The following is a 14,635-nucleotide window of genomic DNA, read 5'->3' as shown; positions in this document are numbered from 1 at the left end:
GTCTGGGATGAACAACCGCGTGGGATTTGTTATGGCGGTCAAACAGGTGTTTGAAACATACGTTTACCACCTGGGGATGTCAAGCGTCGTCCCGCTGCCGTTTGTCATGACACCGCTCAAGAGCGCGCACGACGATGCCTGCGGCGAGGCGCCACAAGGGTTATCGGGAAAAAGGCGAAGGTGCAGGCGCGAGCGGTGTGCCTGGCACACCGCGTTGCTTCAGGGGGTCAGGCGAAGGTGTCGATCAACGTGCCGAGCATTTCATCGGAAGCCTTGGCGACTTTCGCGCCCAGCTCCACCTGAAACTTGCCTTGGGCCATTTCGACCATATTGCTCGCCGAGTTGGTCGGCTGGGCGCGGTCATTGGCCTGCAGCAGGTCGCTCTGGGCGTCCGACGGCTGGGTAGTGGCGGCGCTGGCAATCCTGCCGGCGGCCTGGTCGACGCGGCTCTGCCCGGCCTGAATGGTGCTCAGGCCTGAATAAAACGCGCTGCTGCCAGAGATTTCCATGGCGTGGACCTGCTGAGAGAATCGTGAAGTTGAATTGAAACAGACATCCGGGCAAAAGGCCCGTCAAAAACACTAATGGCATAATGCCTTATCGATAGCCAAAATCAGTCAAGCAAGTCCAAGTGCAGGTACTCGGCCACCGCGGCGCTGCTGGCGTGCTTGAGTTTGGGCACCCGGCCCAGGCACGGCGCGGGCAAGCGTTCGGCCAGGGTGGCGAGGTTTTCTTCCAGACGAGAGGTCTTCGGCTCGATGATATTCGCCACCCAACCGGCCAGCGGCAGGCCATCGCGCGCGATCGCTTCGGCGGTGAGCAGGGCATGGCTGATGCACCCCAGGCGCACGCCCACCACCAGGATCACCGGCAATTGCAGCGCCATGGCCAGGTCGGACAGGTTGTCCTGGTCGGCCAACGGCACGCGCCAGCCGCCTGCGCCTTCGATCAGGGTGAAATCCGCTTTTCGCGCCAGGATCTGTTGCATGGGTTTGAGCAGCGATTGCACCGTCAGCGCAACGCCCGCCTCGCGCGCGGCCAGGTGCGGCGCGATGGCCGGCTCGAACGCCACCGGGTTGACCTCGGCATAACTCAACGGCAACGAACACTCGGCCAGCAGTGCCAGCGCATCGGCGTTGCGCAAGCCTTTGGCGGTGACCTGGCAACCGGAAGCCACCGGCTTGCCGGCGGCGGTGCTTTTGCCGGCCAGGCGCGCGGCATGCAGCAGGCCGGCGGCGATGGTGGTCTTGCCGACATCGGTATCGGTGCCGGTGATGAAATAAGCGGCGTTCATAGAGGCTTCTCCAGTACGGCGTACACCACTTGGTAGGTGGCCGGCAGGCCCTGGGCCTGGCGGAACTGCTCGTAGGCGTCGATCAGTGCAACAATCCGCGCGCGGCCCGTCAACCCTCCCGGCCGCCCCGGGTTGAGATTGTGCGCGCCAAGCGCTTTCAATTCGTGGGTCAGGCTGCGCACATCCGGGTAATGCAACACATGAGCACGCCGCTCCAGGCTCCGCACCTTGAAGCCACTGGCCGCGCACAGCTGTTGATAGGCTTCGAAACTGCGGAAGCGGTTGACGTGGACCCGCCCGTCCACCGCCCGCCAGCTTTCGCGCAACTCGTCCAATGTGCCCACGCACAAGCTGGCGAACGCCAGCACGCCGCCCGGCTGCAGCACGCGATGGGCTTCGCTGAGCACCGCCGCGAAATCCGCGCACCATTGCACCGCCAGGCTGGAGAAGATCAACCCGCAGCTGGCCGCCTGCAACGGCAGGCGCTCGGCGTCACCGGCGATGAAATGCTGCGCGCCGCCCAACGGCCGCGCATGGTCGAGCATGCCTTGGGCAATATCCAGCGCCACGCCTTGGCCGGCCGGCAGCCGTTCGCCCAGCACGCGGCTGAAATAGCCGGTGCCGCAGCCCATGTCCAACCAGCGCTGCACACTGCAGGCCGGCGGCAGACGGGTCAGCAATTCATGCCCCACCGCGCGCTGCAACTCGGCCACGCTGTCGTAACTGGCGGCGGCACGGGAAAAGGAGGCCGCCACCTGGCGCTTGTCCGGCAACGCGCCTGGCAGGCAGGCATGGGCTAAATCAGTCATCAACGCACTCGTGCAAAAAAGCCTGGATGGCCCCCGCTACACCGTGGGGGTCCTCCAGGAGAAAAGCGTGGCCGGCCTGTTCAATCAGGCCGATTTCGACATCGGGCAGCAGGCTCAGCAGGTCGCTGGCGGCTTCGGCGGGCACCAATTCATCCAGGCCCGCGAACAGGTGCAATTGCGGGCCGCGGAAGGCCACCAAGGCGTCGCGGGTATCCAGTTGGGCAAGCAGCTCGAGGCCGCTCATCAACACGTCCCACGGCGTCTGTGGTGCCGCGCTGGTCAGCAGACGCGCCAAGCCGCGAGGGTCCGCGGCGCCTTTGGCGCACAACAGGCCGAAGCGCTTGAGGGTGACCGGGACGTCGGCGTGGCAACCGGCGAGGAACGCCTCGAAGGTTGCGCCGGGCATCGCGTTCGGCCAACTATCACGGGCGACGAAACACGGGTTGCTCGCCAGGGTCAGCAACCCACAACAACGCTCACCGCGCCGCGCGGCCAGCTCGGAAGCGAGCATGCCGCCCAACGACCAACCACCGAGCCAGGCGTTGTCCGGCAGGCTCGCGTCGAGTTCGTCGAGCCATTCATCCAGGTCGCTGGAGGCCAACGCCGGCAACGGCTCGACCTGTACGCGCAGGTGCTCGTTCAGGCCGTGCAGGGCGGCGGCCAACGGCTCCAGCGGCGACACGCCGAGGCCCCAGCCGGGCAGCAGGATCAAGCGATCACGCATGGTCGGGCTCCGTCGTACCGGACAAGCGGAAACACGCTTCCAATGCGTTTAACAATAGCTGCACCTGCGCCGCGCTGTGGGCCGCGGTCAGCGTCACGCGCAAACGGGCGCTGCCGGCGGGCACGGTGGGTGGGCGGATCGCGGTGACCATCAGGCCGCGCTCGCGCAACATCCGCGACAACGCCATGGCCTTGGCACTGTCGCCGATCAGGATCGGCTGAATCGGCGTGAAGCTGTCCATCAGCGTCAGGCCGATCTGCTCGGCGCCGTGGCGGAACTGGCGGATCAGACCGTTGAGGTGCTCGCGCCGCCAATGCTCGGTGCGCAGCAGCTCCAGGCTTTTCAGGGTGGCGCAGGCCAGGGCCGGGGGTTGGCTGGTGGTGTAGATGTAGGGCCGGGCGAACTGGATCAGGCTTTCGATCAACTCCTCACTGCCCGCCACAAAGGCGCCCGCAGTGCCGAACGCTTTGCCCAGGGTGCCGACCAGCACCGGCACATCCGCCTGGCTCAGGCCGAAATGTTCGACGATACCGCCGCCGTTCGCGCCCAACGGGCCGAAACCATGGGCGTCGTCCACCATCAACCAGGCGCCTTTGGCCCGCGCTTCACGGGCCAGCGCCGGCAAGTCGGCGAGGTTGCCGTCCATGCTGAACACGCCATCGGTGACCACCAGGGTATTGCCGGTGGCTTTCTCCAGGCGCTTGGCCAGGCTGGCGGCGTCGTTGTGCAGGTAGCGATTGAAGCGCGCCCCGGACAGCAGGCCGGCATCCAGCAATGAAGCATGGTTGAGGCGGTCTTCCAGCACCGTATCGCCCTGCCCCACCAGCGCCGTGACCGCGCCGAGGTTGGCCATGTAACCGGTGGTAAACAACAACGCACGCGGGCGTCCGGTGAAGTCGGCCAGGGCTTCTTCCAGCGCATGGTGCGGCGTGGCATGCCCGACCACCAGGTGCGAAGCGCCACCGCCCACGCCCCAACGGGACGCACCGGCACGCCAGGCCTCGATCACCTGCGGGTGATTGGCCAGGCCCAGGTAATCGTTACTGCAGAACGCCAGTAGCGGTTGACCGTCCACCACCACTTCCGGGCCTTGCGGGCTGTCCAGCAGAGGGCGTTGGCGGTAAAGGTGTTCGGCACGACGGGCAGCGAGACGCGCGGCGAGATCGAAAGACATGCAGGCCTCGGCAGATCAGAGAAATGTAAGACAGGGCGCGATCCCCTGTGGAAGCTGGCTTGCCTGCGATAGCGGCAGGACTGTCACCACCGAAGTGTCAGAAAGACCGCTATCGCAGGCAAGCCAGCTCCCACATTTGGATCGCCGTGGTGCTTTAAACCGCGGCGTTGTAGAACTGCTCGCTGCTTTTCTGTTCCACCAGCGCTTGCTCGATCGCCGCCTGGTGGACTTCGTCGGCGTGCTCTTCCCGCGCTTCCGGCAAGATGCCCAGGCGCGAGAACAGTTGCATGTCCTTGTCGGCCTGCGGGTTGGCGGTGGTCAGCAGTTTGTCGCCGTAGAAGATCGAGTTGGCGCCAGCAAAGAACGCCAGGGCCTGCATCTGCTCGTTCATCGCCTCACGGCCGGCCGACAGGCGCACATGGGACTGCGGCATCAGGATGCGCGCCACCGCCAGCATGCGGATAAAGTCGAACGGGTCGATCTCCTCGGCGTTTTCCAGCGGCGTGCCGGCCACCTTCACCAGCATATTGATCGGCACCGATTCCGGATGCTCCGGCAGGTTGGCCAGCTGGATCAGCAGGTTGGCGCGGTCGTCGAGGGACTCGCCCATGCCGAGAATGCCGCCGGAGCAGATCTTCATCCCCGAATCACGCACGTAGGCCAGGGTTTGCAGGCGCTCGGCGTAGGTGCGGGTGGTGATGATCGAGCCGTAGAACTCCGGCGACGTGTCGAGGTTGTGGTTGTAGTAGTCGAGGCCGGCCTGGGCCAGGGCTTCGGTCTGGTCCTGGTCGAGACGGCCGAGGGTCATGCAGGTTTCCAGGCCCATGGCCTTCACGCCTTTGACCATCTGCAGCACGTAGGGCATGTCTTTGGCCGACGGATGTTTCCACGCCGCGCCCATGCAGAAGCGGGTCGAACCGATGGCCTTGGCGCGGGCCGCCTCTTCGAGGACCTTCTGCACTTCCATCAGCTTTTCTTTTTCCAGGCCGGTGTTGTAGTGGCCCGACTGCGGACAATATTTGCAATCTTCCGGGCAGGCGCCGGTCTTGATCGACAGCAGGGTCGACACCTGCACACGGTTCGCATCGAAATGCGCGCGGTGCACGGTCTGCGCCTGGAACAACAGGTCATTGAACGGTTGCACGAACAGTGCTTTGACTTCGGCCAAGGACCAATCGTGACGCAGGGTGGCAGTGGTGCTGGCGCTCATGGGCGATTCCTTGATTATGCTTTGGCAAACGCTGCGGGAAGGGCAATACCCACAGGCACGACACGGATGCTCGGCATATTTAAGGAAGATTCATGCACTGTCAACCTGGATACAAACACCAAGTTTACATATGGTCAAAAAACGTACAGAACTGTTTAATCTGCGATGAAGCCACTGAGTCGGCCGATTGTGTGTGCAACGCCTGCGAAACCGAGCTGCCCTGGCTGATGGAGCAGTGCGAGGTCTGCGCCCTGCCCCTGCCGCTGGACGGTCTGATCTGCGGCCAATGCCAGAAACACCCGCCGGCCTTTAAACAGGTCATTGCCGCCTGGCGCTACAGCTTCCCCGTCGATAGCCTGATCAGCCGCTTCAAGCATCAGGCGCGCTGGCCCCTCGGGCATCTGCTGGGGCGCTTGCTGGGACGCCATCTGCAGCACCGCTTCGACAACGCCGAACTGCCGCGCCCCGACTGCCTGCTGCCGGTGCCCATGGCGCGCAAACGCCTGCGCGAGCGCGGTTATAACCAGGCGTTGATGCTGGCACGCTGGCTCAGCGCCGAACTGCACATTGCCTACAATGAACACCTGTTGTTACGCCCCAGTGAAACCGTCGCGCAACAGGCGCTCGACGCCAAGAGCCGCCAACGCAACCTGCGCGGCGCCTTCGCCCTGGCGCATGGCATGGCGGTACACGACCGCCACTTTGCGCTGGTCGACGACGTGCTCACCACCGGCGCAACCGCCCACTGCCTGGCACGTCTGTTGATGGAGGCCGGAGCGCGACAGGTCGACGTGTACTGCCTGGCGCGCACGCCCAAACCGGGTGCCTGACTTGACTCCGGCCGGCCTTGCCCGCAACGTTCCGCTCATCTCATCGAAGCGTAACCCCATGTCTCTGCCGACCTCCCTCAGCCAACACATCATCCGTCGCCCGCAGCGCATCGCTTTGCTCGCGCATATCGCCGAGCAGGGCTCGATCACCCGCGCGGCGAAAAGCGCCGGCTTGAGCTACAAAGCGGCCTGGGACGCCATCGACGAACTGAACAACCTCGCGCAAAACCCGTTGGTGGAACGCAGCGTCGGCGGCAAGGGCGGCGGCGGCGCCAGGCTGACAGCCGAAGGCGAGCGCGTGCTGCGTCTCTATCAGCGCCTGCAAGTGTTACAGGCCGAAGTGCTCGGCTCGGACGAAGCTGCCAGCGACTTCAACCTGCTGGGCCGCCTGATGCTGCGCACCAGTGCGCGCAACCAACTGCATGGCCAGGTCGTCGCCATCGAGCGTCACGGCCGCAATGATCTGATCCGCCTGCAACTGGCCGGCGGCCTGAGCCTGAGCGCGCAGATCACCCACGACAGCACGCAACGGCTGGAGCTGGAAGCCGGTGTCGAAGTGGTCGCCCTGATCAAGGCCGGCTGGCTGGAGGTGTGTGCCAGCCAGCACCCAGAAACACCTGGACACAATTGCCTGATCGGCAGCGTCGACGCCATTCTCGACGCCGAGGACGGCCCCAGCGAAGTGCGAATCGCCCTGCCCAACGGCCAGGTACTTTGCGCCCTGGCCCAGCCCCACGCGCTCAAGGCCCTGGGTGCCGCCGAAGGCCAGCCGATCCAGGTGCAATTCGCGCCGAGCAATGTATTGCTCGGCACGCCCGTCTAAGCGCCGGGCCTGCTGCGCCCGCCGTCAAACTGCAACAATTTCGTCATGCCCGCTCCTTATGGTGTCTGCAAAAACCGCAGGGAGCCTGACATGAGCCTATTAGAAGAAAACCAAGCCACCGACCTCGAACAGATGGTCGGCCTCACCCGCCGCCGCTTCATCGGCGCCGGTGCCCTGTGCGGAGCCGCGATGTTCCTCGGCGGCAACCTGCTGACCCGCAGCGCGCTGGCCGTGAATGCCGCCAACGCCAGCCCGCTGCTGGGGTTCGCCAGCATCGCCGCCGCCACCAGCGACAGCATCACCCTGCCGCCCGGCTACAGCGCCTCGGTGCTGATCAGTTGGGGCCAGCCGCTGCACAAGAATGCCCCGGCGTTCGACCCTTCCGGCAACGGCACGGCCAAGGCCCAGGAGCAGCAGTTCGGTGACAACAACGATGGCATGAGCCTGTTCGCCTTCCCCGGCGACGACAACCGCGCGCTGATGGCGATCAATAACGAATACACCAACTACCGCTACCTCTTCGCCCACGGCGGCGCGCCGCAATCGGCCGAAGACGTGCGCAAGGCCCAGGCCAGCGAAGGTGTGTCGGTGATCGAAGTGCGCCGCCAGGGCGACACCTGGCAGTTCGTCCAGGACTCGCGCTACAACCGGCGCATCCACGGCAACTCGCCGATCCGCCTGAGCGGCCCGGCGGCCGGCCATGACTGGCTGAAAACCAGCGCCGACAAATCCGGCAAAAAAGCCCTCGGCACCTTCCAGAACTGCGCCAACGGCAAGACGCCGTGGGGCACTTATCTGACGTGCGAAGAGAACTTCACCGACTGCTTCGGCAGCAGCAACCCACAACAAACCTTCGACGCCGGGCAAAAGCGCTACGGCGTGGTGGCGGCGAGCAAGGAGATCAACTGGCACCTGCACGACCCGCGTTTCGATATGGCCAAGAATCCCAACGAACTCAATCGCCATGGCTGGGTGGTGGAAATCGACCCGTTCGACCCGCACTCCACCCCCGTCAAACGCACCGCCCTTGGCCGCTTCAAGCATGAAAACGCGGCCCTCGCGGAAACCCGCGACGGCCGCGCCGTGGTGTACATGGGCGACGACGAGCGCGGCGAATTCATCTACAAGTTCGTCAGCCGCGACCCGATCGACCACCAGAACCCCAAGGCCAACAAAGACCTGCTCGACCATGGCACGTTGTTTGTGGCGATCTTCGACGCTGGCGACGGCAACGCCGACCACCCCAAGGGCAACGGCCAGTGGGTCGAGTTGACCCATGGCAAGAACGGCATCGACGCCAGCACCGGTTTCGCCAGCCAGGCCGAAGTGCTGATCCATGCACGCCTGGCTGCCAGTGTGGTGAAAGCCACGCGCATGGACCGCCCGGAATGGATCGTGGTCAGCCCCACCGACGGCCAGGTCTATTGCACCCTGACCAACAACGCCAAGCGCGGCGAAGACGGCCAGCCGGTCGGTGGGCCCAACCCACGCGAGAAAAACGTCTACGGCCAGATCCTGCGCTGGAAGCCCAACGCCGATAACCACGGCGCCGCCGATTTCACCTGGGATCTGTTTGTGGTCGCGGGCAACCCCGGCGTGCATGCCGGTACGCCGAAGGGCGGCTCGTCGAACATCAACCCGCAGAACATGTTCAACAGCCCCGATGGCCTGGGTTTCGACAAAGCCGGGCGCCTGTGGATTCTGACCGACGGTGACTACAGCAACGGCGGCGACTTCGCCGGCATGGGCAATAACCAGATGCTCTGCGCCGACCCCAACACCGGGGAAATCCGCCGTTTCATGGTCGGGCCGGTGGCGTGCGAGGTGACGGGGATCAGCTTCTCGCCGGATCAGAAGACCTTGTTCGTGGGGATTCAGCATCCCGGCGAAACCGGTGGTTCGACGTGGCCGGAGCATCTGCCCAATGGCAAACCGCGTTCGTCGGTGATGGCGATTCGGCGGGATGATGGTGGGATCGTGGGCGCCTGACAGACCGCTATCGGGGGCAAGCCCCCTCCCACATGTTGATTTGTGAATACCTTCAACTGTGAGAGGGGGCAAGCCCCCTGCCACATTTTGATTTGTGAATACCTTCAACTGTGGGAGGGGGCAAGCCTCCTGCCACATTTTGATTTGTGAATACCTTCAACTGTGAGAGGGGGCAAGCCTCCTGCCACATTTTGATTTGTGAATACCTTCAACTGTGGGAGGGGGCAAGCCCCCTGCCACATTTTGATTTGTGAATACCTTCAACTGTGAGAGGGGGCAAGCCCCCTGCCACATGTTGATTTGTGAATACCTTCAACTGTGGGAGGGGGCAAGCCTCCTGCCACGTTTTGATTTGTGAATACCTTCAACTGTGGGAGGGGGCTTACCCCCGATAGCAATGGCACAGCCGCCCCCTATCTCAAGCCCGGTGCGTTACCATACCCGGCCGGACGCGGCGCCCTGCTGCGCGCAGGAGTTCGCATGGCCCATCCGTTTGAAACACTCACCCCCGACCTGGTGCTCGATGCTGTCGAAAGTATCGGCTTCCTCAGCGATGCGCGCGTATTGGCGCTCAACAGCTACGAAAACCGTGTGTATCAAGTGGGCATCGAAGACGCCGAGCCGCTGATCGCCAAGTTCTACCGACCGCAGCGCTGGAGCAACGAAGCGATCCTCGAAGAACACAGCTTCACCTTCGAACTGGCCGAGTGCGATGTGCCGGTGGTCGCGCCGATGATCCATAACGGCTCAAGCCTGTTCGAACACGCCGGTTTCCGCTTCGCTCTGTTCCCGCGCCGTGGCGGCCGGGCGCCGGAGCCGGGCAATCTGGACCAGCTCTATCGCCTTGGCCAGTTGCTCGGGCGCTTGCACGCGGTCGGCGCGACCCGCCCGTTCGAACACCGCGAAGCCCTGGGCGTGAAGAACTTCGGCCACGACTCCCTGACCACCCTGCTCGAAGGCAACTTCATTCCCAAAAGCCTGCTGCCGGCCTACGAGTCCGTGGCCCGCGACCTGCTCAAGCGTGTGGAAGAGGTGTACAAGGCCACGCCGCACAAGAACATCCGCATGCACGGCGATTGCCACCCCGGCAACATGATGTGCCGCGACGAGATGTTCCACATCGTCGACCTCGATGACTGCCGCATGGGCCCGGCCGTACAGGACCTGTGGATGATGCTCGCCGGCGACCGTCAGGAATGTCTGGGCCAGCTGTCGGAGTTGATGGACGGCTACCAGGAATTCCACGATTTCGACCCGCGCGAACTGGCGCTGATCGAACCGCTGCGGGCCTTGCGCCTGATGCACTACAGCGCCTGGCTCGCGCGGCGCTGGGATGATCCGGCGTTCCCCCACAGCTTTCCGTGGTTCGGCAGCGAGCGGTATTGGGGTGATCAGGTGTTGGCGTTGCGCGAACAGTTGTCGGCGCTCAACGAAGAACCGCTGAAACTGTTCTGACGGCGTTGCTTCCTGTGGGAGGGAGCAAGCCCCCTCCCACATAAAGCACTGCAGGCCCCACGAGCGGACAAATATCCTTACAATCGCGCTTTGTTAGCTGCCTAAGCAAGGATTCTGCAATGCACGCCGCCAACCCCCGCAAGGGCTACATCCTGGGCCTGAGCGCCTATGTCATCTGGGGTCTGTTCCCGCTCTATTTCAAAGCCATCGCCAGTGTCCCCGCCGCCGAAATCATCGTACACCGCGTGCTCTGGTCGGCGCTGTTCGGCACGCTGTTGCTGATGGTCTGGAAACACCCCGGCTGGTTCCGCGAACTGCGCGATAACCCGCGGCGCCTGGCGATCCTGGCGCTCAGCGGGGCGTTGATTGCGGCTAACTGGCTGACCTATGTGTGGTCGGTGAACAGCGGACGCATGCTCGAAGCCAGCCTGGGTTACTACATCAACCCGCTGGTGAACGTGTTGCTCGGCATGCTGCTCCTCGGCGAACGCCTGCGCCGCCTGCAATGGCTCGCCGTCGGTCTCGCCGCCGCGGGGGTGGCGCAACAGGTGTGGCAGGTGGGCAGTTTGCCGTGGGTGTCGCTGGCGCTGGCGCTGACCTTCGGTTTCTATGGCCTGATCCGCAAGCAGGCGCCGGTCAAGGCACTGCCGGGGCTGGTGGTGGAAACCTGGATGTTGGTGCCGATCGCCGTCGCCTGGTTGCTGTTCAACCCGTCGGCGCACAGCGCGCAGCTGGCATTCTGGAGTACATCCGAAGCCTGGTGGCTGGTGGCCGCCGGCCCGGTGACGCTGATCCCACTGGTGTGCTTCAACGCCGCCGCACGGCATTTGCCCTACACCGCCCTGGGCTTTTTGCAGTACGTGGCGCCGACCCTGGTGCTGCTCGAAGCGGTGCTGCTGTTTGGTGAACAACTGGCAACCAGCACGCTGATCGCCTTCGCGTTTATCTGGGCCGGCCTGGTGGTCTACAGCCTGGACGCCTGGCTGACCGTGCGCAAACGCTGATCAAATAACGTACAAACCTCTGCAAGCCACGGCCCGCATGGCTTGCAGAGATCCACCCCAAGGTTATCCACAACCTGATCCCCGCCATTTGTGTACAAGCCCTTGAAACTGCTCGTTTTTTGCTCAGCTGACGGAGAAGCACGGCCGGCGTGGCCTGGCGCCGGGTCTCTACAGGTTATCCACAGGCCCATGCAAGATTTCCATGCATAACCTTGTGGGTGGTTATTCCTCGCGGCGCAGTTCCAACTCCACCATCAAGTCGTCGGCCAGGGTTTCCAGGGCCGCTTGCAGGGTGTCCAGCGCCAAGCCAGACGGCACCGCCAGTGATGCATCGGCGTGGAACAGCGGGTCGCCGCTCATCGGCGCCGGGCGCACGTCGGTGCTCAAGCGTTCGAGGTTCACCCCCTGCTTGCTCAACAGCGCGGTAATCTCACGCACGATCCCCGGCCGGTCGTTGCCCACCAGCGTCATGGTGATCGGTTTGGACGCCGCCGCCTGCCCGGCGCCGCTCTCGCCCACCAGCACGCGAATGCCGTGTGTGGATAAGTCCTCCAGCGCATTCACCAGGGCCTGACGGTTCTCGGCGGGAACGCTGACCCTCAGAATCCCGGCAAACTGCCCGGCCATGTGCGCCATGCGGCTCTCCAGCCAGTTGCCGCCGTGGGCCGCGATGTTCTGCGCAATGCGTTCAACCAGGCCGGGTTTGTCGGCGGCAATGATAGTGAGTACAAGATGGTCCATGGCGAAGCCCTCTGGAATTCAATCTACAAGGTGGACGCAGATGCCCCCGAAAACAAATCGTGTACCATTTTTATATTTATCTGGAACAATCCATCTGTTTCTTGAGAACATCCAAGACCCCACTGTGACCATACGACCAAAGTGGGTCGCTAAACGACGTATTTAGTCTAATTTTCACAAGCGCAAGTCATCATGTAGTATGCGCAATCGCGCACTACATAACGTTGGGTCGATGTCTGCCACGGCAACTATGCTCCGCGACACAGCCTGCCCAGCCGCCTTCACAGGCATGTACCGGCGCAGCGTGCCCGCGGTTTAAATGGCCAGAGGCTTCATTGGTAAATTGAAAAGCTGAAAAGCGCATAAGCTCCGCAGAGTGAGGCAAGCAATGACTGAACACGTTCAAGTCGGTGGCCTGCAGGTCGCCAAAGTCCTGTTCGACTTCGTGAACAACGAAGCCATTCCCGGTACCGGCATCACTGCCGACCAGTTCTGGGCCGGTGCCGACAAGGTCATCCACGACCTGGCACCGAAGAACAAAGCCCTACTCGCCAAACGCGACGATTTCCAAGCGCGGATCGACACCTGGCACCAGACTCACGCCGGCCAGGCGCATGACCCGGTGGCCTACAAAGCCTTCCTGCAAGATATCGGATACCTGCTGCCAGAAGCCGCAGACTTCCAGGCCTCGACCCAAAACGTCGATGACGAAATCGCCCGCATGGCCGGCCCCCAGCTGGTTGTGCCGGTGATGAACGCCCGTTTCGCCCTCAACGCCTCCAATGCGCGCTGGGGCTCGCTGTATGACGCGCTGTATGGCACCGACGCCATCAGCGAAGCCGACGGCGCCGAAAAGGGCCAGGGCTACAACAAGGTGCGCGGCGACAAGGTCATCGCCTTCGCCCGCGCCTTCCTCGACGAAGCCGCGCCGCTCAGCGCCGGCAGCCACGTCGATTCCACTGGCTACAAGATCGTTGACGGCAAACTCGTGGTCAGCCTCAAAGGCGGCAGCAACAGCGGCCTGCGCGACGATGCCCAGTTGATCGGTTTCCAGGGCGACAGCGCCCAGCCGATTGCGATCCTGCTCAAACACAACGGCCTGCATTTCGAAATCCAGATCGATGCCAGCACCCCGGTCGGCCAGACCGACGCGGCCGGCGTCAAAGACGTGCTGATGGAAGCCGCGCTGACCACCATCATGGACTGCGAAGACTCCGTCGCCGCCGTCGATGCCGACGACAAAGTGGTGATCTACCGCAACTGGCTCGGCCTGATGAAAGGCGACCTGGCCGAAGAAGTGGCCAAAGGCGGCAAGACCTTCACCCGCACCATGAACGCCGACCGCGTCTACACCGGCGTGAATGGCCAGGACGTGACGCTGCACGGTCGCTCGCTGCTGTTCGTGCGCAACGTTGGCCACTTGATGACCATCGACGCGATCCTCGACAAAAACGGCAACGAAGTACCGGAAGGCATTCTCGACGGCCTGCTCACCAGCCTGGCGGCGATCCACAGCCTCAACGGCAACAGCAGCCGCAAGAACAGCCGCACCGGTTCCGTGTACATCGTGAAACCGAAGATGCACGGCCCGGAAGAAGCGGCGTTCACCAACGAGCTGTTCGGCCGCATCGAAGACGTGCTGAACCTGCCGCGCAACACCCTCAAGGTTGGGATCATGGACGAGGAGCGCCGTACCACGGTCAACCTCAAGGCCTGCATCAAGGCCGCCAGCGAGCGCGTGGTGTTTATCAACACCGGCTTCCTCGACCGCACCGGCGATGAAATCCACACCTCCATGGAAGCCGGCGCGATGGTGCGCAAGGCCGCGATGAAGACGGAAAAATGGATCGGCGCCTACGAAAACTGGAACGTCGATATCGGCCTGGCTACCGGCCTGCAAGGCCGTGCGCAGATCGGTAAAGGCATGTGGGCCATGCCCGACCTGATGGCGGCGATGCTCGAACAGAAAATCGCCCACCCGCTGGCCGGCGCCAACACCGCCTGGGTGCCGTCGCCGACGGCGGCTGCGTTGCACGCGTTGCACTACCACAAGGTCGATGTGTTCGCGCGCCAGGCCGAACTGGCCAAGCGCGAGCGCGCGTCGCTGGACGATATCCTGACCATCCCGCTGGCGAACAACCCTAACTGGTCGGACGAAGAAATCCGCAACGAGCTGGACAACAACGCCCAGGGCATCCTCGGTTATGTGGTGCGCTGGATCGACCAGGGCGTCGGCTGCTCGAAAGTGCCGGACATCAACGACATCGGCCTGATGGAAGACCGCGCCACCCTGCGCATTTCCAGCCAGCACATCGCCAACTGGCTGCGCCACGGCGTGGTCACTCAGGATCAGGTGATGGAAAGCCTCAAGCGCATGGCGCCGGTGGTAGACCGTCAGAATGCCGGGGATGCGTTGTACCGCCCGCTGGCGCCGGACTTCGATAGCAATATCGCGTTCCAGGCGGCGGTGGAGTTGGTGATTGAAGGCACCAAACAGCCTAATGGTTATACCGAGCCGGTGTTGCATCGCAGGCGTCGGGAGTTCAAGGCTAAAAACGGCCTGTAAATGAAAAAGCCCTGGT

At 63.4% G+C, this 14,635-nt stretch carries 13 protein-coding genes; 6 read left to right on the top strand and 7 right to left on the bottom strand.

Annotated elements, in window-relative coordinates; translation table 11 throughout:
- Positions 1–227: 227 nt before the first annotated feature.
- The 6 genes from C8K66_RS12355 to bioB all read right to left on the bottom strand — a co-directional run bounded on the left by C8K66_RS12355 (position 228) and on the right by bioB (position 5,211).
- Complete coding sequence (locus tag C8K66_RS12355) at positions 228–509, bottom strand: hypothetical protein (RefSeq protein ID WP_046381838.1); 282 nt, start codon at positions 507–509, stop codon at positions 228–230.
- A 104-nt stretch (positions 510–613) separates the two neighbouring features.
- Complete coding sequence (gene bioD, locus C8K66_RS12350) at positions 614–1,294, bottom strand: dethiobiotin synthase (RefSeq protein ID WP_046381837.1); 681 nt, start codon at positions 1,292–1,294, stop codon at positions 614–616.
- Entirely contained in the window at positions 1,291–2,103 is an 813-nt protein-coding gene (bioC, locus tag C8K66_RS12345) for a malonyl-ACP O-methyltransferase BioC (protein WP_108524947.1), read from the bottom strand. The genes bioD and bioC overlap by 4 nt, the downstream gene beginning before the upstream one ends.
- Positions 2,096–2,827, bottom strand: a complete 732-nt coding sequence (locus tag C8K66_RS12340; protein ID WP_108524945.1) for an alpha/beta fold hydrolase — start codon at positions 2,825–2,827, stop codon at positions 2,096–2,098. Before C8K66_RS12340 ends, bioC begins: the two co-directional genes overlap by 8 nt.
- Positions 2,820–4,001: an 8-amino-7-oxononanoate synthase gene (gene bioF / locus C8K66_RS12335; protein ID WP_108524943.1), complete on the bottom strand. Its 1,182-nt coding sequence runs from the start codon at positions 3,999–4,001 to the stop codon at positions 2,820–2,822. The genes C8K66_RS12340 and bioF overlap by 8 nt, the downstream gene beginning before the upstream one ends.
- 154 nt (positions 4,002–4,155) lie before the next feature.
- The gene (bioB, locus tag C8K66_RS12330) at positions 4,156–5,211 is read right to left on the bottom strand and encodes a biotin synthase BioB (protein ID WP_017847846.1); all 1,056 of its coding nucleotides are present in this window, start codon (positions 5,209–5,211) and stop codon (positions 4,156–4,158) included.
- A gap of 92 nt (positions 5,212–5,303) precedes the next feature.
- Here bioB and C8K66_RS12325 point away from each other — a divergent pair, with 92 nt between their 5' ends.
- The 5 genes from C8K66_RS12325 (at position 5,304) to rarD (ending at position 11,312) form a co-directional block, all read left to right on the top strand.
- The gene (locus tag C8K66_RS12325) at positions 5,304–6,041 is read left to right on the top strand and encodes a ComF family protein (RefSeq protein ID WP_108524941.1); all 738 of its coding nucleotides are present in this window, start codon (positions 5,304–5,306) and stop codon (positions 6,039–6,041) included.
- Between the two features lie 58 nt (positions 6,042–6,099).
- On the top strand, positions 6,100–6,864 hold the full coding sequence (locus C8K66_RS12320) for a TOBE domain-containing protein (RefSeq protein ID WP_057005408.1): 765 nt from the start codon (positions 6,100–6,102) through the stop codon (positions 6,862–6,864).
- Positions 6,865–6,954: 90 nt separating this feature from the next.
- Positions 6,955–8,853, top strand: a complete 1,899-nt coding sequence (locus tag C8K66_RS12315; RefSeq protein WP_046489087.1) for a PhoX family phosphatase — start codon at positions 6,955–6,957, stop codon at positions 8,851–8,853.
- 480 nt (positions 8,854–9,333) lie between these two features.
- Entirely contained in the window at positions 9,334–10,308 is a 975-nt protein-coding gene (locus C8K66_RS12310) for a serine/threonine protein kinase (protein ID WP_017847850.1), read from the top strand.
- A 119-nt stretch (positions 10,309–10,427) separates the two neighbouring features.
- Positions 10,428–11,312 carry an EamA family transporter RarD gene (rarD, locus tag C8K66_RS12305; RefSeq protein ID WP_017847851.1) on the top strand — a complete coding sequence of 295 codons (885 nt, stop codon included), beginning with the start codon at positions 10,428–10,430 and terminating at the stop codon, positions 11,310–11,312.
- A 222-nt stretch (positions 11,313–11,534) separates the two neighbouring features.
- Here the strand turns inward: rarD and C8K66_RS12300 are convergent, their stop codons facing one another.
- Positions 11,535–12,053, bottom strand: coding sequence for a glycine cleavage system protein R (locus C8K66_RS12300; protein WP_017847852.1), 519 nt, complete (start codon positions 12,051–12,053; stop codon positions 11,535–11,537).
- Positions 12,054–12,441: 388 nt separating this feature from the next.
- Here C8K66_RS12300 and C8K66_RS12295 point away from each other — a divergent pair, with 388 nt between their 5' ends.
- A complete protein-coding gene (locus C8K66_RS12295; RefSeq protein ID WP_046489083.1) occupies positions 12,442–14,619 on the top strand; it encodes a malate synthase G in 2,178 nt (725 codons plus the stop codon).
- Positions 14,620–14,635 lie beyond the last annotated feature (16 nt).

It is taken from the genome of Pseudomonas sp. GV105 (genome assembly GCF_003058185.1).
Taxonomy (GTDB): domain Bacteria; phylum Pseudomonadota; class Gammaproteobacteria; order Pseudomonadales; family Pseudomonadaceae; genus Aquipseudomonas; species Aquipseudomonas veronii.
Note: the sequence above shows the minus strand (reverse complement) of the source record. Positions and strands in the feature narration are given on the sequence as shown.

Excerpts from the sequence above, each read along its gene's own strand:
- bioF (WP_108524943.1), bottom strand. The coding sequence starts at position 4,001 with ATGTCTTTCGATCTCGCCGCGCGTCTCGCTGCCCGTCGTGCCGAACAC.
- bioD (WP_046381837.1), bottom strand. The coding sequence starts at position 1,294 with ATGAACGCCGCTTATTTCATCACCGGCACCGATACCGATGTCGGCAAG.
- C8K66_RS12325 (WP_108524941.1), top strand. The coding sequence starts at position 5,304 with ATGCACTGTCAACCTGGATACAAACACCAAGTTTACATATGGTCAAAA.
- bioC (WP_108524947.1), bottom strand. The coding sequence starts at position 2,103 with ATGACTGATTTAGCCCATGCCTGCCTGCCAGGCGCGTTGCCGGACAAG.
- C8K66_RS12320 (WP_057005408.1), top strand. The coding sequence starts at position 6,100 with ATGTCTCTGCCGACCTCCCTCAGCCAACACATCATCCGTCGCCCGCAG.
- C8K66_RS12315 (WP_046489087.1), top strand. The coding sequence starts at position 6,955 with ATGAGCCTATTAGAAGAAAACCAAGCCACCGACCTCGAACAGATGGTC.
- bioB (WP_017847846.1), bottom strand. The coding sequence starts at position 5,211 with ATGAGCGCCAGCACCACTGCCACCCTGCGTCACGATTGGTCCTTGGCC.
- C8K66_RS12355 (WP_046381838.1), bottom strand. The coding sequence starts at position 509 with ATGGAAATCTCTGGCAGCAGCGCGTTTTATTCAGGCCTGAGCACCATT.
- C8K66_RS12310 (WP_017847850.1), top strand. The coding sequence starts at position 9,334 with ATGGCCCATCCGTTTGAAACACTCACCCCCGACCTGGTGCTCGATGCT.
- C8K66_RS12295 (WP_046489083.1), top strand. The coding sequence starts at position 12,442 with ATGACTGAACACGTTCAAGTCGGTGGCCTGCAGGTCGCCAAAGTCCTG.
- rarD (WP_017847851.1), top strand. The coding sequence starts at position 10,428 with ATGCACGCCGCCAACCCCCGCAAGGGCTACATCCTGGGCCTGAGCGCC.
- C8K66_RS12340 (WP_108524945.1), bottom strand. The coding sequence starts at position 2,827 with ATGCGTGATCGCTTGATCCTGCTGCCCGGCTGGGGCCTCGGCGTGTCG.
- C8K66_RS12300 (WP_017847852.1), bottom strand. The coding sequence starts at position 12,053 with ATGGACCATCTTGTACTCACTATCATTGCCGCCGACAAACCCGGCCTG.